This is a genomic window from Geomonas diazotrophica (assembly GCF_019063885.1).
GTDB lineage: Bacteria > Desulfobacterota > Desulfuromonadia > Geobacterales > Geobacteraceae > Geomonas > Geomonas diazotrophica.
Map to the genome: position 1 here is coordinate 2,200,771 of NZ_CP077684.1, position 16,350 is coordinate 2,217,120.

Consider the following 16,350-nt stretch of genomic DNA (forward strand, 5'->3'; position numbering starts at 1 on the left):
GAAACCTCACCTTATATAAATGCAGAGTCTCGGCGCCGCAAGAGCCACTTGGTCAGCTCCAGGACGGGGACGACCGATCCGGAAGCGAGGATGATGACTCCCCAGTCGAGCGGTGTCAAGGAGAAGGTGCCGAAGGGGCGGTGCAGTACCGGCAGGTAGACCACGGCCAGCAGCAGGCAGATCTCCCACGATACCGCCAGGTTCAGCCACCTGTTGGCGAAGGGGCGCCTGAATACGGAGTCGCGGTCCGAGCGGAAGTTGTAGGCCTTGAAAAACTGGATCAGTACCAGCGACACGAAGGTCATGGTCATCGCCTCCGCATCGGAGCACCCCGAGGCGCGGGCCCAGGCGAAGAGCGCAAGGTTCACCAGCGTGGACCAGGCGCCGCCGGCCAGGATCAGCGTCACCACGGAGCGGTTGAAGATGCCGCGCGAGGCGTCCCTTGGGGGGCGGCGCATGAGATCGGGCTCGGCGGGGTCTACCGCGAGCGCCAGGGCGGGGAGGCCGTCGGTGGCGAGGTTCACGTACAGGATCTGCACCGCGCTCAGCGGAAGCGGCAGCCCCATGAGCATGGCTCCGGCCATGAGGCCGATCTCGCCGATGTTCGAGGACAACAGGTACATCAGGTACTTCTTGATGTTGTCGAAGATGGCACGCCCCTCTTCCACCGCGGCCACGATCGAGGCGAAGTTGTCGTCGGTGAGGATCATGGCGGCAGCCTCCTTGCTGACCGCGGTGCCGGTGATTCCCATGGCGACGCCGATATCCGCTTTTTTGAGCGCCGGCGCATCGTTGACCCCGTCGCCGGTCATGGCCACCACCTCGCCTCGCTTCTGCAGGGCCGCGACCACCCGGAGTTTGTGCGCAGGCGAGACCCGCGCGTAGACCCCGATCGACTCGACCTCCCGCTCGAGGGTCGCGTCATCCATCGCCTCCAGCTCGGCCCCGGTGACGACCCGCCCATGCTCCAAAAGCCCCAGTTCCCGCGCCACCGCTACTGCGGTGACCGGATGATCCCCCGTGATCATGACCGGCCGGATACCCGCCTCCCGGCAGGTGCCGATGGCGTCGCGGGCCTCGGGACGGGGGGGATCGATCATCCCGACCAGGCCGAGAAAAGTCATGCCGCTCTCCGCCCCGGCGCGGTCGGTTCCCTGTTTGCGCGCGACGGCGAGTACGCGCAAGGCTCCCTCGGCCATGCCGCGCGCGGCCTCGGCGATGCGCGACCGCGCGGCGTCATCGAGCGGGGGCTCCCCTGAATCGGCAAGCTGGGCGGTGCAGGCGGACAGGATCACCTCCGGCGCCCCCTTGGCGCAGGCAACCAGACCGGACTCTTCCCGATGCAGCGTGGTCATGCACTTGCGCTCCGAGCTGAAGGGGATCTCGTCCAGGCGGGGGTAGCGGGCCGCGAGTTCTTCCCGCTCCAGCCCCGCCTTGGCCGCGGCGACCACCAGGGCGGCCTCGGTCGGGTCTCCCTGGGCGGTCCAGCTCCCCGCGCTCTCCCCAGGTATCACCCTGGCGTCGCAGGCCAGCAGGCCGACACGCAGCAGTTCGAGAAGCAAGGGGGGAGGCGCCACCACACGCCCCTCCCGCGAGAACTCCCCCTCGGGGGCGTACCCGGCACCGGAAACCTCGTACCAGGCGCCGGCGCAGTAGCATCTGCGCACGGTCATCTCGTCTTTGGTGAGCGTCCCGGTCTTGTCGGAACAGATCACCGTGGTGCTCCCCAGGGTCTCTACTGCGGCAAGGCGCCGCATCAGTGCGTGGCGCTTCACCATGCGCTGCACACCCAGGGCGAGCGAGATGGTGACCACGGCGGGAAGCGCCTCGGGGACCGCCGCAACTCCCAGGGCAATCCCGAAGAGAAGCATCCCCACGAACGGCTCGCCGCGCAGCAACCCGCCCGCCACGATGACCGCCACCCCGACCAGGGCACAGCGCGCCAAAAGGCTCCCCACCCGGTCCAGGTTCTCCTGCAGCGGGGTTCTCCCCCCTTCGATGCCGGAGATCATCCGGGCGATGCCGCCGAACTCGGTTTCCATGCCGGTGGCAACCACAACCCCGGCCCCGCGGCCGTAGCTCACCACGGTCCCGGCGTAGGCCATGTTGCGCCGCTCCGACAGCGGGGCCTGGGCATCTGCCAGGAGCGCGGCGCTCTTGTCGACCGGAAGCGATTCGCCGGTCAGCGTCGCCTCTTCGAGTTGCAGCCCGTAGGCCTGGGTCAGCCTGACGTCGGCCGCCACCCGGTCCCCGGCCCGCAAAAGGAGCAGGTCCCCCGGCACCAGTTCGCGTGCCGCCACGGTGACCTCCGCACCGTCCCGCACTATCCTGGCCTCGGGCGCCGCCATCCGGCGCAGGGACTCCAGGGAGCGTTCCGCTCGGTATTCCTGCGCGAAGCCGAGCAGGGCAGCGAACAGCACGATGACGGAGATGGCCGCCGCCTCCAGGGCATGCCCCAGGAAAGCGGAGAGCAAAGCAGCCAGCAGCAGGATCACGATGAGGACGTTTTTGAACTGCCGGAACAGGACGGACCAGGGGGAGATCGGCCGCACCGCTTCCAGTTCGTTGGCACCGTAACGCGAGAGCCTGTCGGCGGCCTGGGGTGAATCGAGTCCTGCCGGGGAGGATACCAGCCGGGCGTACAGCTCGGCCGTGTCGAGGGTGTGCCAGGGGGCATGGTCCTGCGTCGCCCGGATCACGGCCTTGTCTCCAGGGCGCGCCTGCTCACCTGATGCCGGGGCGGATGGCCTGACCGGGGCTGACGAAGGAGATTCCCTGCCCGGAGGTGGCGCCGATCATGACGCATTCGATGATGGGGGTGTTTATGGTATGGTCGGCCTGCCACTTCACTATGAAATTGGCGCCGAAGCCCCCCGCCACATCCTTCTCCTCGATGTGGACATAGGTGCTCGCCAGGGGTGCCAGAGAGAGCGGCTTGTCCTGGTAGTGGCGAAGCAGTTTTCCGCTGGTGTCGTAGTAGTCGATGGAGGTGATGCGAAGCCAGGAATCCATGTCCGTGTTCCTGATGCTGAGGGTGGTGGCCAGCTGGAACGGAAGGCTGCGCGGCCCGCTGAAGACGTTCGAGTAAGCCGGCACGTAGACGGTCTGCCCCTTGGATAGGCGGACGTCGGAGGCGGACCAGCCCGCGGCGGGCAAGGCCAAGAGAGAGAGGAGCAGACAGGTGACAAGGCGCATGGGAAACCCTCCGGTTCATGCTGCGGCGGCCGGAAAGATGACAGGGCCGCCGAAGCGGTATGGCAGGCGTCGGCTAACGGTTTAGAAACGGCACCAGGCCGCGCAGCAGATCCATGGTGAAGTTCACCCCCGCCAGGGCGCCCAGCGTCCCCGCCACTCCCAGAAGCAGGGTTGCCAGGGTGTTCCTGAGCTTCCAGGCGCAGGGAATGAGGGTGAACGACATGAGCAAGTAAAGAGCCAGTGTGAGCACAAACGCTGAAAAGCGCAGGTTGGCCGCTACGCTGAATATGTCGATGACCGTGAGTGCGACGGCGATGCAACTGCAGCGCAACAGCATCGCCCTGGCGTCACACCTGACCGCAGAGCGAAACACGATCACCCACAGTACGGCCTTTAATAGGATAGCAAAAAAAATCATGGCGGCTCCCTGTTGCTGTTTTTTTTCAAGATGCAGGTCATTATTGGCCGTCAGAGAATAGCACAATCCCCCCAGGATATGGTTATTGAAAGGATAAAGTGGTATGATCAATCCCTTTGGGGCCCGTTTTTAGATTGAGACAGCAATGCCCTTGTATCTAACAGCAGCCGTCATCACTGATCCATTGACTCCCGCTGTTCTACCAGACGACGCTGAGCGAGCCTGCACGGCTCGCCAAAAGGGCTATTTTCCCTTGACAACAAAGCCCCCGGCGAAAGATATTGAACCGGTGTTTACGGACACCGTTTCCCGGTTTCACACGGGATTACGAGGAAACCCGCAGGAAACACGCAGGCACCCCGCAGAGGCAACAGGTGACAAGACATGTATAACGGCAAGGTGATCATTTGTGACGACGAGGTCGAGATCCTCAGGTACCTGAGCAAGATTCTATCGGCCAAGGGGCTGGAGCTGGAAGTGTTCAGTTCCGGCACCTCCCTGATGAGCTGCCTGGAAAACCGGGGCCTCGACGACGGCGACCTCATGCTGCTCGACGTCAAGATGCCCGACCTGGACGGGCTTGAAATACTGCAACGCGTAAAGCGGATGAAGCTGGACGTACCGGTGGTGATGATGACCGCCTACGCCTCCATCAACTCCGCCATCGAGGCGATGAAGCTTGGTGCCTACGACTACGTCACCAAACCCTTCCCCAAGGAGAAGATCTTCGGGATCCTGGAAAAGGTCCTGGAGCGCAAGGAACTGCTCAAGGAAAACATCGCCCTCAAGGACGAGCTGGGCATCCCGTCCGCGTCCACCCCGCTCATCTTCACCTCCGAGACCTTCAGGCGGGTGCACGACATGGCCATGCTGGTGGCCCAAAGCGAGTCCAACGTGGTGATCCTTGGTGAATCGGGCACCGGCAAGGAGCTGATCGCCAGCCTGATCCACAACAACAGCCCCAGGGCCAAGGAGCGCTTTCTCACCATCAACTGCGCCGCCCTCTCCGACACCCTGTTGGAAAGCCAGCTCTTCGGCCACATAAAGGGCGCCTTCACCGGGGCCATCACCGCGCAGAAGGGGCTTTTGGAGGCGGCGAACCACGGCACCCTGTTCCTGGACGAGGTGGGGGACATGAGCCCGGCCATCCAGGCGAAACTCTTGCGCGTGTTGCAGGAGGGAGACTTCATCCCGGTGGGTGACACCAAGGCCAAGAGTGTCGATATCCGCTTCCTGGCGGCGACCAACAAGGACCTCGAGGAGGAGGTGCGCCAGAAGCGCTTCCGCGAGGACCTCTTCTTCCGGCTGAACGTGATCTCGCTCCACCTCCCCCCCTTGAGGGACCGTGGAGAGGACATCGAGCTCCTGGCGCGGCACTTCTTGGCCAAGTACGCGGCGCGCATGAAGCGGGAGATCACCGACTTCACCCGCGAGGCGATGCAGCTTCTGAAATCGTACAACTGGCCCGGCAACATCCGCGAGCTGGAGAACGCCATCGAGCGCGCCGCCATCCTGACCCGCGGCAGCACCATCACCGCCGAAACCCTGCCGGTCTGGCGCACCCCGCCGCCCCAGGAAGCCAAGCAGGAAGGGGGTAAGCGCCTGGTCTCGCTGGAAACCGTGGAGCGCGAGCACATCCTGCACGTCCTCAAGGCATCCGGCAACAACAAAAGCCGCGCCGCCAAGATCCTGGAAATCGCCAGGCGCACCCTGGACCGCAAGATCGAGGAATACGGACTGGAAGACGAGGGAGTGCGCTGATGCTCAGGCGTTTCCCGATCCGGGCCAAGCTCACCGTCGGCTCCGTCGCCCCCCTCTTCGTCGCCTTCTTCATCTGCTCCCTGGCCGGCCTCTACATCATCAACGACAAGATCGCGGGGCAGGCCCAGGAAAAGGTGCGCACCGACCTCAACTCGGCGCGCGAGGTGTACCGCAACGAGCTGGAGCGGATCCGCGAACTGATGGATCTCACCGCCACCAACCCCTACAACTCCAACTCCATCGTGGCCGGCGAGCGCAACATCAGGTCGCTTTTGCGCAGCCGGATGGAGAACAAGCACCTCGACATCCTCACCGCGGTCGACGCCTCGGGCAAGGTCCTCTTCCGCGCCCACAGCCCCGAGCTTAAAGGCGACCGGCAGTCCTCCTATTTCGTTGAGCAGGCGTTGAAGGGAATCGCCATCACCGGGACCACGGTGCTTACACCGGAGGAGCTCGGCAAGGAAGGGATCACCCTCACCAACCGCGCCACCATCCCTCTCATCTCCACGCCGCACGCCCGCCCGCGCGCGGACAAGACCGAACGCTCCGGGATGATGATGGTGTCCGCCTTCCCGCTCAAGAACAACTCGGGCACCGTGATCGGCGCGCTCTACGGCGGGATACTCCTCAACAACAACAACGCCCTGGTCGACAAGATCAAGGAGATCGTCTACGAGGGGGTCCAGTTCAAGGGGACCGACGTGGGGAGCGCCACCATCTTCCTGGGCGACGCCCGCATCGCGACCAACGTGCGTACCACCGATGGCGCCCGTGCCATCGGCACCAGGGTTTCGGAGCAGGTCTACAAGCAGGTCATCCTCGACAAGAAAAAATGGATCGGCCGCGCCTTCGTGGTCAACGACTGGTACTTCACCGCCTACGAACCGATCATCGACCTCCAGGGGAAGGCGATCGGCTCGCTCTACGTGGGGATGCTGGAAAAGCCGTACACCCACATGCAAAAGAGCGTCAACTCCATCCTCTACCTGGTGCTCTTCGTCACCTCGCTGATCGGCATCGCCGTTTCCGGCTTCATCGGGACGCTGCTGGCGCGCCCGATCAAGGAGCTCGAGAAGTTGGCCCACCGGGTGGCCCGCGGCGAGCGCGACCTGCAGATCGAGGTGCAGTCCACCGACGAGGTGGGCGACCTGGCCGAGGCCTTCAACCTGATGACCCGCGCCCTGGGACGCCAGGAGGCGGAGATAGGGCTTTTGCACCGGGCCCTGGAGCTTAAGATCGAGGAGCGCACCGCGCAGCTCTCGGACAAGACCAAGCTCTTGGCCCAGACCCAGGCGGACCTGGCGCGCGCCGAGAAGCTCGCGGACCTGGGGATCGTGGCCGCAGGCGTCGCGCACGAGATCAACACGCCGCTGGCCATCATCCGCGGCAACACCGAAGTCCTGGAGATGTGCCTCCCCAACGAGCACCCCAACCGGGAAGAGGTCGAGATCATCAGCCAGCAGACCGAGCGCATGGCGAAGATCGTGGGGAACCTTTTGACCTTCGCACGCCAGAAGTCGCTGAACCAGCGGCAGTTCATGGTGCACGAGGTGCTGGACGACATCGTGGCCCAGATCCGGCACCAGGTCCCCATGGACGCGGTCTCGGTGAAATGGGAGTACGACCTGAACCTGGGACCGGTCACCGGGGACACCGACCAGCTGAGGCAGGTGTTCAGCAACATCATCCTGAACGCGGTGCAGGCCATGCTTCCCGACGGCGGGACCCTAAGGCTCACCACCCGCCGGCAAGGCCCCGGCAACGGCTGCATCGTGGAGGTCCGCGACACCGGCAAGGGGATCTCTCCCGAGCACCTGGAGAAGATCTTCACCCCCTTCTTCACCACCAAGGACACCGGGACCGGCCTCGGCCTCTCGGTATCCTACGGCATCGTCAAGGACCACGGCGGGGACATCAGGGTGTCGAGCACCCCGGGGATGGGAACCTGCTTCGAAATAGAACTGCCGGGGGTGGACCCTCTCGCCCCTGGGGAAAGCGAGCAGTGACGCTCCCGCAGCAAAAGGGCCGAGCGCCCGCCATCACGACAGCACCCAAACGAAAAAGGAGTGAGACATGAACATCGAGTGGACCAGCGACCTGGCCATCGGCGTGACCGAAATCGACGAGCAGCACAAGGAGATCTTCAGGAGGTTCGACCGCCTGCTGACCGCCTGCAACGAGGGTAAAGGCAACGAGGAAGTCCTCAAGCTGTTGCTCTTTCTGGAGGACTACGTGAAAGAGCATTTCACCGCCGAAGAGGAACTGCAAAAGCGCAGCGACTACCCGGACTACCCCGCGCATAAATCGCAACACGTAAGCTTCATGGCCAACGTGGACAAGCTGACCCGCTCCTTCCGCGACGAGGGGGCGACCCTCCCGCTGGTGATCCAGACCAACCGGACCCTCGCCGACTGGCTGATTCAGCATATAAAGAGGGTGGACACCGCCTTCGCGCGCTACCTGCGCGAGCAAAAAGCGTCCTAACACCCCTACGGCGCCAAATAAGGGGCCGCAGTCCCGGGCCCGAAGCTACCGCAAAAAAAAGGTCCCCCTCGTGCAGCGAGGGAGACCTTTTCATTTATGAGCGCAATCGGCGGGCGGGGAGCGCCTGAGATGCGGCGCCTCAGGAGGGCTTCTTCGCCTCGGCCGTCCCCTCGGGTTTGCGCGCGCCGTCCTTGCCGTGCCTAAAGGACTTCCTGTGCCGCGAACGGCTGCGGGGACGATCGCCTGCCGCGGGCTTTGCCTGCTGCTGAACGGCCCCCTTTTCCTTTTCCTTCTGCGGCTGGTTCTTTTGTGACTGATCCTTTTGCTGTTGCTCGGGGCGGTTGGGCGACTTGAGCCGGGCGATCAGGTCGCGCGCCCAGTCGGCATCGCCGTCGCAGCATTCCTGGGCGACATACTGCAGGTCCTCGGGCGTGGTCTTGCTGGACTTGATCTTGAAAAGCCGTTCGATCAGCTCGCGGGACCAGTAGTACTCCCTGATGTATTTCTTGCCGTCGATCTCGTCGTAGCTGTAATCGGTGCAGGGGACCACGCTCTTCAGCCACTGCGGGGTGACCTTGAGCCGGGCCGCGGCAGCCTCCTGCTCGTGGTGATCGTGATCCTGCTTTTTGCGCACGACGTTGCTGCCGGTCCCCTTTTCCTCGGCCGCCGGGGCCGTCTGGGACAGCGCCAGGTGTTCCAGGTAGCGACCCAGATCCTCCAGCGCCGGGACGCTGAGACGCGAGATGGTTGCGTCGGAGCGGTAGACTACGCCAGGGCGATCGACGCGGAAGTCGACGGCGGGCTCGTTTTCCCCTTCCTGGACGCCGACGCTCACTTCGAGGTCGAAAGAGCCGCCGGCCAGTTGTTCGGCGAGGTCGCCTTCGACAGCGTCGAGGATGAGCCCGGTGAGACACTCCTTGAGTGCCCCTTCTTCCACCCTGAAGTAGGCGTGGCCGTGGAGCTTGGCAAGCTGGTCGGTAACTTTTTGCAGATGTTCAGTGGTCATGATGAAATACCCATCCCTACATTCAATGTATTTCTCGTGGCCAGAAGCAGAAGCTGTGGCCGCCGCTTGGCAAAACACTACCCTAGCACAAGCAGGGGCAAATCGCATACACCATTTTGGTGGCGGGCCGGAAGCAGGAAGAATAAGGAGCTCGCTATCGAACCCGATTGGTGCAGGATGCCCCCGACACAGCTGTCGTCAGAACGAAAAAAAATGGGAGCCGGTACGGCTCCCATCGACATCAAACTCTAACTGATAGACAGACAGCATACGCGGCCTCTACGGCCACAACATCAAAAACTCCAGGATCTCCATCAAATACGGCAAAAAGTGTAACATTTAAAAGAACATTGCATTCACCAAATCACATCAATGCATCGCATTTCATCGCATAACAACCATTCAAACCTATACAGAACATTGCATCACAAAAGCATCTGCAGCATGGCACAACATCAACAAAAATCACATAACATCAACAACATCACAATAAAAGCTAGAGTTTAGGCAGCCAGGGCCTGGTACAGCTGTGCGGGCAAAAACGGCTTCCGCAAAAAGGTGCTTCCTTCGCTACGCAGCTCCTTGGGGGGAGTCTCGAACTTGGAGTATCCCCCGCTGCAGAAGACGATTCGCGTGCTGCCGCCCATGTCGCGGATCTCGCGCGCCGCTTCGACCCCGGTCATCAGCGGCATGTCGATGTCCATGATGGTGATGTCGGGGCGATGTTCGCGGTATTTCTCGACAGCCTCGATACCGTTGGCAGCCTCCGCCACGATGATGTGCCCTTCCCTCTCCACCATGAAACGCAGCATCAGCCTGATATCTTCGACATCATCAACAATCAGGACCCTTCTCTTCATTTCACACCCCAATGCATTGAATCGAGTACTGACCATGTCCAGCAGGCATTAACAGTTTATCTGCCGAAAACGTGCCCAAATTGTGCAAACTTCGCACATTCGCCGGGGATCAACGCCTTTATTAAAAAACCTGATGCCGCGCCCTGCAGTCAACCCGACGAAATCCTTGTCCATTTGCTAACACCATCTGCGGTGAATTAATCCAACGTCCTCAAAATGCAACGGCGCGCGAGCGTAAGATGGCGAAGAGGACGGCAGGCAGCTTGGTCTTTACACCGAATCTGGCGCGGGGTAGCGCGAAATGACGTAGCCACCCAGGCAAAATGCCCCACCGGAACGGCTCTCAGAAGGACTCTTGCTTTTGCAAAGGATATGATTAGAATTTGCTAAGCAAAAATTCCAGAGAGAGCAAGTGTGGGCAAGATGAACTACGCCGAGTCGGGCAACCAAACGACAAAAGGAGGACGGACGATGGAAAGGTTATTGCTGACCAACGACAGCTGGACCGGGACTGTACTGAGAATCGGACTGGGACTCGTGATGTTGCTCCACGGAGCCCAAAATCTGCTAGGATGGTTTTGGGGACTGGGGTTTGAGCAGGCGATGGCTGTGTTGACCACACAGCTTGGACTGCCGAAGATAGTCGGCGTCCTGATCATCATGACCCAGTTCTTCGGAGGTATCGCACTAGTGCTGGGGGCCTACGTACGAATCGCATCCGTTGCCGTTATCGGGGTGATGCTGGCCTCATTCGGTGTGCTGAACTACAGCAACGGTTTTTTGACCACCTGGAGCGGGAAACAGCTGTCGCCGGGGGTGGAGTTCCAGCTTCTGGCAATCACGGTGGCGGTCACCATCACGATCTGGGGCGCAGGCCGCTGGTCCATCGACCGCGCCTTGGAAAGCCCGCGCAGCAGGATCAGCCGCGAACGTGCGGCGAGAGAGGCCGAAATGACCATTCAGCCCCCCTCGCACCTGTAAGGCGCGCCAGCGAACAAGGAGGATAAAACATGGTGAAGTTCTACGATGCCAGAAGCGAAGCCGAATTGGCCCGCGTCGAGGCGGTGCTGAAACAAGGTGGGGTCGAGTACTTCGTCACCGACCTCGCAGAGGAAAATGTAACCGGTGAGATCGAGGTAGCGGAGGAAGACCTGCCCAGGGCAGAGGAACTGCTCCTCAAGACCCAGTAAAGCTGTAATGGCACGTGAAAGTGCAATAGGTCCGCATCCTACCCGAGCGGGCGGTCCGAATGAGCATCGGCAGTAAAAGCCATCACGCCTTCCACCCTGATCTCGAGCCTCCACTGCACCTGCGGCAACCCGGCAGGCTCGAGCTCAGGGGCATATCCGTTCAACACCGCAGTGTCGGTCGCCTTCTCCACCTTCCCCACGAACTGATAACCGTTTCCCGTATCGTCGGCAATCACGACCGAAACGTGAGGGTTGTCCTGCAGGTTCTTCATGGTGGTGGGGCAAAACCAGGACTCGAACACCAACCGGTTCGGGTCGAACAGTGTGATGCCCCTCCCTGCCGCAAGATGCGGATGACCACCGGTATCACAGGTAGCCACGAAGGCATGCCCTACCCGCTCAGACAGTTCCCTTATCTTTTCACTTATCATGTTGACGTACCTCCTCTTGCCGATGCGGATCAGTCGGCGATGCCAGCGCATCCTTATCGGCACCCGGCGTGAGGGATGGCGGTTCCTGCTGTTGGGAATACCGGATCGTTCGCCAAGAGGCCGGACCTCTTGTGGCACCGCCGATTTGGTCAGCCTGCCCCTGGATCGCATCCTCGTTTCTCCTTGGGATCAATCTTTTCGTCTGCCCCCCTTGATTTAACCGTGCGTCAGCATTAGGTTCTTGTAGCACCGCGTGAAAAATAGTCAAGGAAGGGGTCGGAGCCGCGGTTTGGGCGGGCCGACTGCAGGTGGAGAGCAATGGAGCCGCCAGAAGAGGAGGCCTGCAGCGGCACCGCGGCCCCTTTAGTAATGACGTCGGAAGAAGGATCTGACATACTGTCCGGCATGACCGGGAATCAAGACCAAGACCAGAACCATAGCGTAGAGCCGCGTGACGACTGGCGTATCGTCCCGGTCTGGCGGGTGGAGGAGCGGGGACGCAAGCTGTCCATGCGCCAGGCCCGCCTCTGGGCGCTGGTGCTTGAGTCCCGTTACATAGAATGCCGACTGGAACCGGGACCGCGAGGGTGGCAGCTGTGGGTCGCCCCCGAGAACTACGACGCCGCCTGCCGGGAGCTGCACCTCTACGTTGAGGAGAACCGCAACTGGCCGCCGTTCCTGCCGCCTGTGCATCCCATGAAGGAAAACACCCTCCCCACCCTTTCCATCCTGGTCCTGCTGGCCACCTTCCACAACCTGACCAACCTGGACCTGAAGATACTTGGGCACTACCCGGTCGATTGGCTCGCGATCGGCAATGCCCACGCCGGACTCATCCTCAAGGGGGAATGGTGGCGCCTGGTGACGGCCCTGACCCTGCACGCGGACGCGCTGCACCTGATCAGCAACCTTGCCATTGGGGGGGTGTTCATCGTCTACCTCTGTCGGGACCTCGGCTCGGGGCTCGCCTGGACGCTACTCCTCGCCTCCGGTGTCTGCGGCAACCTGGCTAACGCGTACATCCAACTTCCCAGTCACACCTCGGTGGGGGCCTCCACGGCGGTGTTCGGCACGGTGGGCATCCTGGGCGCGCTCACCATGATGCGCTACCGGCACCACCTGCGCAGGCGCTGGCCGCTACCTATCGCCGCGGCGCTTTCGCTGCTGGTGCTGCTAGGCACGGAAGGGGAAAGGACCGACCTGGGCGCACACCTCTTCGGTTTCCTGTTCGGGTGTCTGTTCGGATTTGCGGCTGAACTGCTGGTGGGATACGTAGGGAGGCCGGGGCGCCTGGCCAACGCCTTGCTCGCACTGGCCAGCGCCTCGGTAGTAGGTTACGCATGGTGGCTCGCTATCGCCCAGTCCGGGTGATTATTCGAGGGGACGGCTGATCAGGCTGACGGTCAGTCGTTGCCACGGCCATGACCGCGGCCGCGGTGGTTGCCGCCATGCCCTTCCTTTTTCCATTGCCCGTAGGGAATGTGGCGTTCCTTGGCGTAGATCTCGCGGTACTCCCTCGGCACACGGTAAACGGTGCGCGGAACTGAACTGCGCGCCACCGTGCGCCAAGGCCCGTCGTAGTCGGTGGAGCGGTACCAGCGGTTACCGCGCGGCGACCACCAGTAGCCACCGTAGAAGAAGATATCGACATCGAGACCAGGTGCGAAGTATACGCTCGTCCCCGGCACCATCACCATCGCCGGGGGGGCGCCGACCACGACCGGCGGCCCTATATTGATGCTGAGACTCACCTCTGCGGCTGCATCCCGTCCCAAAATCCCGATGAGCAGCAAAGAAACCAAGAGATAGCGGTTCAGAAAAGTTCCTCTCATAACTCCTCCTCAACCAAAACAGGTTTCCAGCTCTGGCTCTTGCCTCTTGCATCTGTCCATTCGACTATGCCTTGCGACAACTCCGAAGCAAGTCAGATTATGGCCATTATAGCTCCGCCCGGGCTCTCCTGTCACTATCCGCTGGCTCAGCGAGGAGTATTCTCTCTATCGACTTACTCACTCAGAGAAAAGGAAGCGGCTTGCCTGTGCGATATGCAAGAGCCTGGCACAGTGCTATCAAGACCCCGTCCTGATCGTGGACTTTTATGTCATAGCTGGCTGTTCTCTTGGTGCTGTTCACTTCCCGGGCCTCTGCCCTGAGCCGTGCCCCGGCCTCCGGGCTCGCCACGTAGTTCACCCCCACGTTCAGAGCTACCGTGACGCTGCCGACGGTCTGGCAAACGGTCTCGAAGGCCTCGTCGATAAGGGAAAAGATACCCCGCCATGCGCCCGCCCGAACATGTTGTTCATCACATCAGCGTCGTAGGCCATTTCCACGGCAGAAAATCCGTCCTCTAGCTGTACCAGCTCCATCTTCAACGCCTTAGCGAAGGGTTCCTGTTCAACCTGACGAAATATCGCATCTTTTAATTTCTGATCCATAAGCACAGCTCCATATTCTACTGGTTATTGGGGTAGAACCGGTACTGCAACCTAGCATAGAGTCGTGGGTACTGCAAAGGCTAAGACTGTCGCGTCAGGACCCGACATCGAAATCTATGACCCTTATGTCGGGCAATGTCTTTCTGTTATTTTCGATATTATGCTTCTATAATTGGCCAAATACACCCGTAATTTCAAATTATCTATTAATACGTAGGCATCAAAATGATGCATCCTTGCAGGACTTGACAGGTAACATGTCAACCTTATACTGGTGAAGTTTCGGTAAAGTACATGGTTTAAAAAACTAAATTCACCTGATGATTAATTAGAAGCTGACGGTCACGACAATGATCAAGGAGGCAGGCGATGCGCACCGACCTGAACATCAGAGCGAAGCTCCTCATCGGCCTTGGCATCAGCACGATTGCAACTGCAATCATTGCTGTGACGGCCCTTTTCGCCCTCTCCGCCACCACGGAGTCGGCCCGGACCCAGCTCAACGCGAAGCTGGCGCAGGCGAAGACAATTTCAGAGCTGGTTTCGACCAATGCCACCGCGACACTGAAGCTGAGCGAGGCGCTGTCGGCAGGTGCTTGGGAGAGGACACGCTCGGCGTTGGAGACAGGAGCCGGCGTGGACAGGAACATGGCAGACCAGGTCGACAAGCTCAAGGGGCAAATGGGCACCGACCAGGAGAAAGCGTTGCTTCGGGCGTTATCGGCGAAGGTTTCGGCCTGTGCATCGACCCGCAGCCAGGCGGTAGGGTTTCTCACCCAGGGGGCAAAGGACCAGGCGCTGAAAACGCTCAGGGAGATGAAGCTGAAACGCGAGGAGATCCAGGAGGCGCTCTCGCAGTTGAACCTCGTCATTAATGCCCCGGTGCCGTCCGCCGCCTTCGCGTCGACTAAAAAGGCCCAGTTCGCGCTGGCACTCCTGCTGCTGGCTGCCCTCGGCATCGCCGTCGCCGCCCTGTTCTGGCTGGACCGAAGCATTGCAGGCCCGTTTCGCGTGGCGCTCGAGACCGCCGACAAGATCGCGCGCAGGGACCTGACGGTGAAGATAGACGGCGACGGCTCCACGGAAACGGGACAGCTTCTAGCTGCCATCGCCGCCATGCTGAGCCACCTGCGCGAAATCGTGGCGCAGACCAGCAGCATCTCGGCGAGCATCGCGACGTCTTCGAGCCGTCTTCAGTGCACCTCCGAACAAATGGCCGGCGGCGCGGAGCAGGTCGTCTGCCAGGCCCAGACCGTCGCTACGGCAAGCGAACAGATGTCCGCCACCTCAAACGAGATCGCGCTTAACTGCCATGAGGCGGCGAGAAACTCCAAGCAGGCGAGCAGCGCCGCCGAGTCCGGGGCCCAGGTGGTAGCTCAGACGGTGGAGATAATGAACCGGATCGCCGATCGTGTCAACGCGACCTCCAGGACCGTGGAAAGCCTTGGCGAGCGTTCGGACCAGATCGGGGCCATCGTGGGCACCATCGAAGACATCGCCGACCAGACCAACCTCCTGGCGCTCAACGCGGCCATAGAAGCGGCCCGAGCCGGGGAACAGGGGCGCGGCTTCGCGGTGGTTGCCGACGAGGTGCGGGCCTTGGCGGAACGGACCACCAAGGCGACACGCGAGATCGGGGAGATGATCAAGGCGATCCAGGGGGAAACGAAAGGGGCGGTGCTGGCGATGGAGGAAGGCGTGCGCGAGGTGCAGCAGGGAACCGAGGAGGCCGCCAAGTCGGGGGCCGCCCTGCAGGAAATCCTGGACCAGATCAACGCGGTCAGCATGCAGGTGAACCAGATCGCCACGGCGGCCGAAGAACAGACCGCAACGATCAGCGAGATCACCGGCAACATCACCAGGATCTCCGAGGTGGTGCAGCTCACGGTCCAGGGGTCCCATGATTCATCCCTGGCCGCCGCTGAGTTGGCAAACCTCTCGGACGACCTGGGGACGCTGGTCACCCAGTTCAAGGTAGCATAGGTGGGAAGGGCGGGGCCGCAGTCTGCCGGGGCTTAAAGGACTGCAGCTCCGTCTGTTCCCATAGAACAGCTAGCGCTTCATCAGCCCTAGCTTGGATAGCACGTTGAAGAGCCCTTCCTTGGAGACCGGCTTCACGAGGTAGGCCGCCGACTGTGCATTGCAGAACGACTCCATAGCGTCGTTGGAAGAGTTCAGCGCAGTCAGCATGACGATGTTCACCCGTTTGGCCGGTTTCTGCTCCTTCTCTATATGCCTGATCGCCTTGGCCGCATCGTGGCCGCTCATCCCGGGCATCATGATGTCCATGATCACCAGGTCGAACGGTTCGTCGCTAGCCAGGGCCGCGTTATATTTCTCGAGAGCCTCCATGCCGCTACTGGCCTGGTGACAGTCCGCGGTCGCGCTGAGCAAGGTGGCGACAAAGTCACGGCAAAAAGCCTCGTCATCTACTATCAAGCACTTCATAGCTCTCCCCCAGATCTTGGTGTGTTTTTCATGCTGTCAGGCACATCCCCTCGGGAGCATGGCGCCCTCCAGCACTTTTTCCTATCGGCTCATTGGAACCATTCTTTAGGACGATAATGAAA

The 16,350-nt window shown here is 61.4% G+C and carries 17 protein-coding genes; 7 read left to right on the forward strand and 10 right to left on the reverse strand.

Translation table 11 applies throughout. From position 1 onward, the window contains the following. Nucleotides 1-11: 11 nt before the first annotated feature. The 3 genes from KP003_RS09560 to KP003_RS09570 form a co-directional block, all read right to left on the reverse strand. A complete protein-coding gene (locus tag KP003_RS09560; RefSeq protein WP_216498855.1) occupies nucleotides 12-2,699 on the reverse strand; it encodes a cation-translocating P-type ATPase in 2,688 nt (895 codons plus the stop codon). A 25-nt stretch (nucleotides 2,700-2,724) separates the two neighbouring features. Beyond that, nucleotides 2,725-3,195: a DUF3124 domain-containing protein gene (locus KP003_RS09565; protein WP_216791699.1), complete on the reverse strand. Its 471-nt coding sequence runs from the start codon at nucleotides 3,193-3,195 to the stop codon at nucleotides 2,725-2,727. Between the two features lie 73 nt (nucleotides 3,196-3,268). After that, nucleotides 3,269-3,613, reverse strand: coding sequence for a hypothetical protein (locus KP003_RS09570; protein WP_216791701.1), 345 nt, complete (start codon nucleotides 3,611-3,613; stop codon nucleotides 3,269-3,271). 384 nt (nucleotides 3,614-3,997) lie between these two features. Here KP003_RS09570 and KP003_RS09575 point away from each other — a divergent pair, with 384 nt between their 5' ends. The 3 genes from KP003_RS09575 (at nucleotide 3,998) to KP003_RS09585 (ending at nucleotide 7,858) form a co-directional block, all read left to right on the forward strand. After that, nucleotides 3,998-5,374: a sigma-54-dependent transcriptional regulator gene (locus KP003_RS09575; RefSeq protein ID WP_216791703.1), complete on the forward strand. Its 1,377-nt coding sequence runs from the start codon at nucleotides 3,998-4,000 to the stop codon at nucleotides 5,372-5,374. Then, nucleotides 5,374-7,380, forward strand: a complete 2,007-nt coding sequence (locus KP003_RS09580) for a cache domain-containing protein (protein ID WP_216498860.1) — start codon at nucleotides 5,374-5,376, stop codon at nucleotides 7,378-7,380. The genes KP003_RS09575 and KP003_RS09580 overlap by 1 nt, the downstream gene beginning before the upstream one ends. Before the next feature lie 67 nt (nucleotides 7,381-7,447). Continuing rightward, nucleotides 7,448-7,858 carry a bacteriohemerythrin gene (locus KP003_RS09585; RefSeq protein ID WP_216498861.1) on the forward strand — a complete coding sequence of 137 codons (411 nt, stop codon included), beginning with the start codon at nucleotides 7,448-7,450 and terminating at the stop codon, nucleotides 7,856-7,858. Between the two features lie 139 nt (nucleotides 7,859-7,997). Here KP003_RS09585 and KP003_RS09590 read toward each other — a convergent pair whose 3' ends face one another. Together KP003_RS09590 and KP003_RS09595 are read right to left on the reverse strand one after the other, a co-directional pair. Then, complete coding sequence (locus KP003_RS09590; RefSeq protein WP_216498862.1) at nucleotides 7,998-8,864, reverse strand: hypothetical protein; 867 nt, start codon at nucleotides 8,862-8,864, stop codon at nucleotides 7,998-8,000. A gap of 503 nt (nucleotides 8,865-9,367) precedes the next feature. Further along, nucleotides 9,368-9,724 (reverse strand): response regulator, encoded by a 357-nt coding sequence (locus KP003_RS09595; protein ID WP_216498863.1) that lies wholly within the window; start codon nucleotides 9,722-9,724, stop codon nucleotides 9,368-9,370. Between the two features lie 540 nt (nucleotides 9,725-10,264). On the opposite strand from KP003_RS09595, the gene KP003_RS09600 reads away from it, so the two are divergent. Next, nucleotides 10,265-10,705 carry a DoxX family protein gene (locus tag KP003_RS09600; protein WP_239027664.1) on the forward strand — a complete coding sequence of 147 codons (441 nt, stop codon included), beginning with the start codon at nucleotides 10,265-10,267 and terminating at the stop codon, nucleotides 10,703-10,705. A gap of 29 nt (nucleotides 10,706-10,734) precedes the next feature. Beyond that, nucleotides 10,735-10,914, forward strand: coding sequence for a putative signal transducing protein (locus KP003_RS09605; RefSeq protein WP_216498865.1), 180 nt, complete (start codon nucleotides 10,735-10,737; stop codon nucleotides 10,912-10,914). 38 nt (nucleotides 10,915-10,952) lie between these two features. Here KP003_RS09605 and KP003_RS09610 read toward each other — a convergent pair whose 3' ends face one another. Further along, on the reverse strand, nucleotides 10,953-11,345 hold the full coding sequence (locus tag KP003_RS09610) for a pyridoxamine 5'-phosphate oxidase family protein (RefSeq protein WP_216498866.1): 393 nt from the start codon (nucleotides 11,343-11,345) through the stop codon (nucleotides 10,953-10,955). Between the two features lie 318 nt (nucleotides 11,346-11,663). Between KP003_RS09610 and KP003_RS09615 the strand changes: the two genes are divergently transcribed. Further along, entirely contained in the window at nucleotides 11,664-12,716 is a 1,053-nt protein-coding gene (locus tag KP003_RS09615) for a rhomboid family intramembrane serine protease (RefSeq protein ID WP_236026880.1), read from the forward strand. 32 nt (nucleotides 12,717-12,748) lie between these two features. On the opposite strand, the gene KP003_RS09620 is transcribed toward KP003_RS09615, so the two are convergent. From KP003_RS09620 to KP003_RS09630, 3 genes are all read right to left on the reverse strand, one after another. Beyond that, entirely contained in the window at nucleotides 12,749-13,177 is a 429-nt protein-coding gene (locus KP003_RS09620; RefSeq protein ID WP_236026881.1) for a hypothetical protein, read from the reverse strand. Between the two features lie 181 nt (nucleotides 13,178-13,358). Next, nucleotides 13,359-13,613: a PaaI family thioesterase gene (locus tag KP003_RS21615; RefSeq protein ID WP_216499083.1), complete on the reverse strand. Its 255-nt coding sequence runs from the start codon at nucleotides 13,611-13,613 to the stop codon at nucleotides 13,359-13,361. Then, complete coding sequence (locus KP003_RS09630; RefSeq protein WP_216498867.1) at nucleotides 13,550-13,780, reverse strand: hotdog family protein; 231 nt, start codon at nucleotides 13,778-13,780, stop codon at nucleotides 13,550-13,552. The genes KP003_RS21615 and KP003_RS09630 overlap by 64 nt, the downstream gene beginning before the upstream one ends. Before the next feature lie 369 nt (nucleotides 13,781-14,149). Here KP003_RS09630 and KP003_RS09635 point away from each other — a divergent pair, with 369 nt between their 5' ends. Next, nucleotides 14,150-15,763 carry a methyl-accepting chemotaxis protein gene (locus KP003_RS09635; RefSeq protein WP_236026882.1) on the forward strand — a complete coding sequence of 538 codons (1,614 nt, stop codon included), beginning with the start codon at nucleotides 14,150-14,152 and terminating at the stop codon, nucleotides 15,761-15,763. A 69-nt stretch (nucleotides 15,764-15,832) separates the two neighbouring features. On the opposite strand, the gene KP003_RS09640 is transcribed toward KP003_RS09635, so the two are convergent. Continuing rightward, nucleotides 15,833-16,228, reverse strand: a complete 396-nt coding sequence (locus tag KP003_RS09640) for a response regulator (RefSeq protein ID WP_216498868.1) — start codon at nucleotides 16,226-16,228, stop codon at nucleotides 15,833-15,835. Between the last annotated feature and the right edge of the window lie 122 nt (nucleotides 16,229-16,350).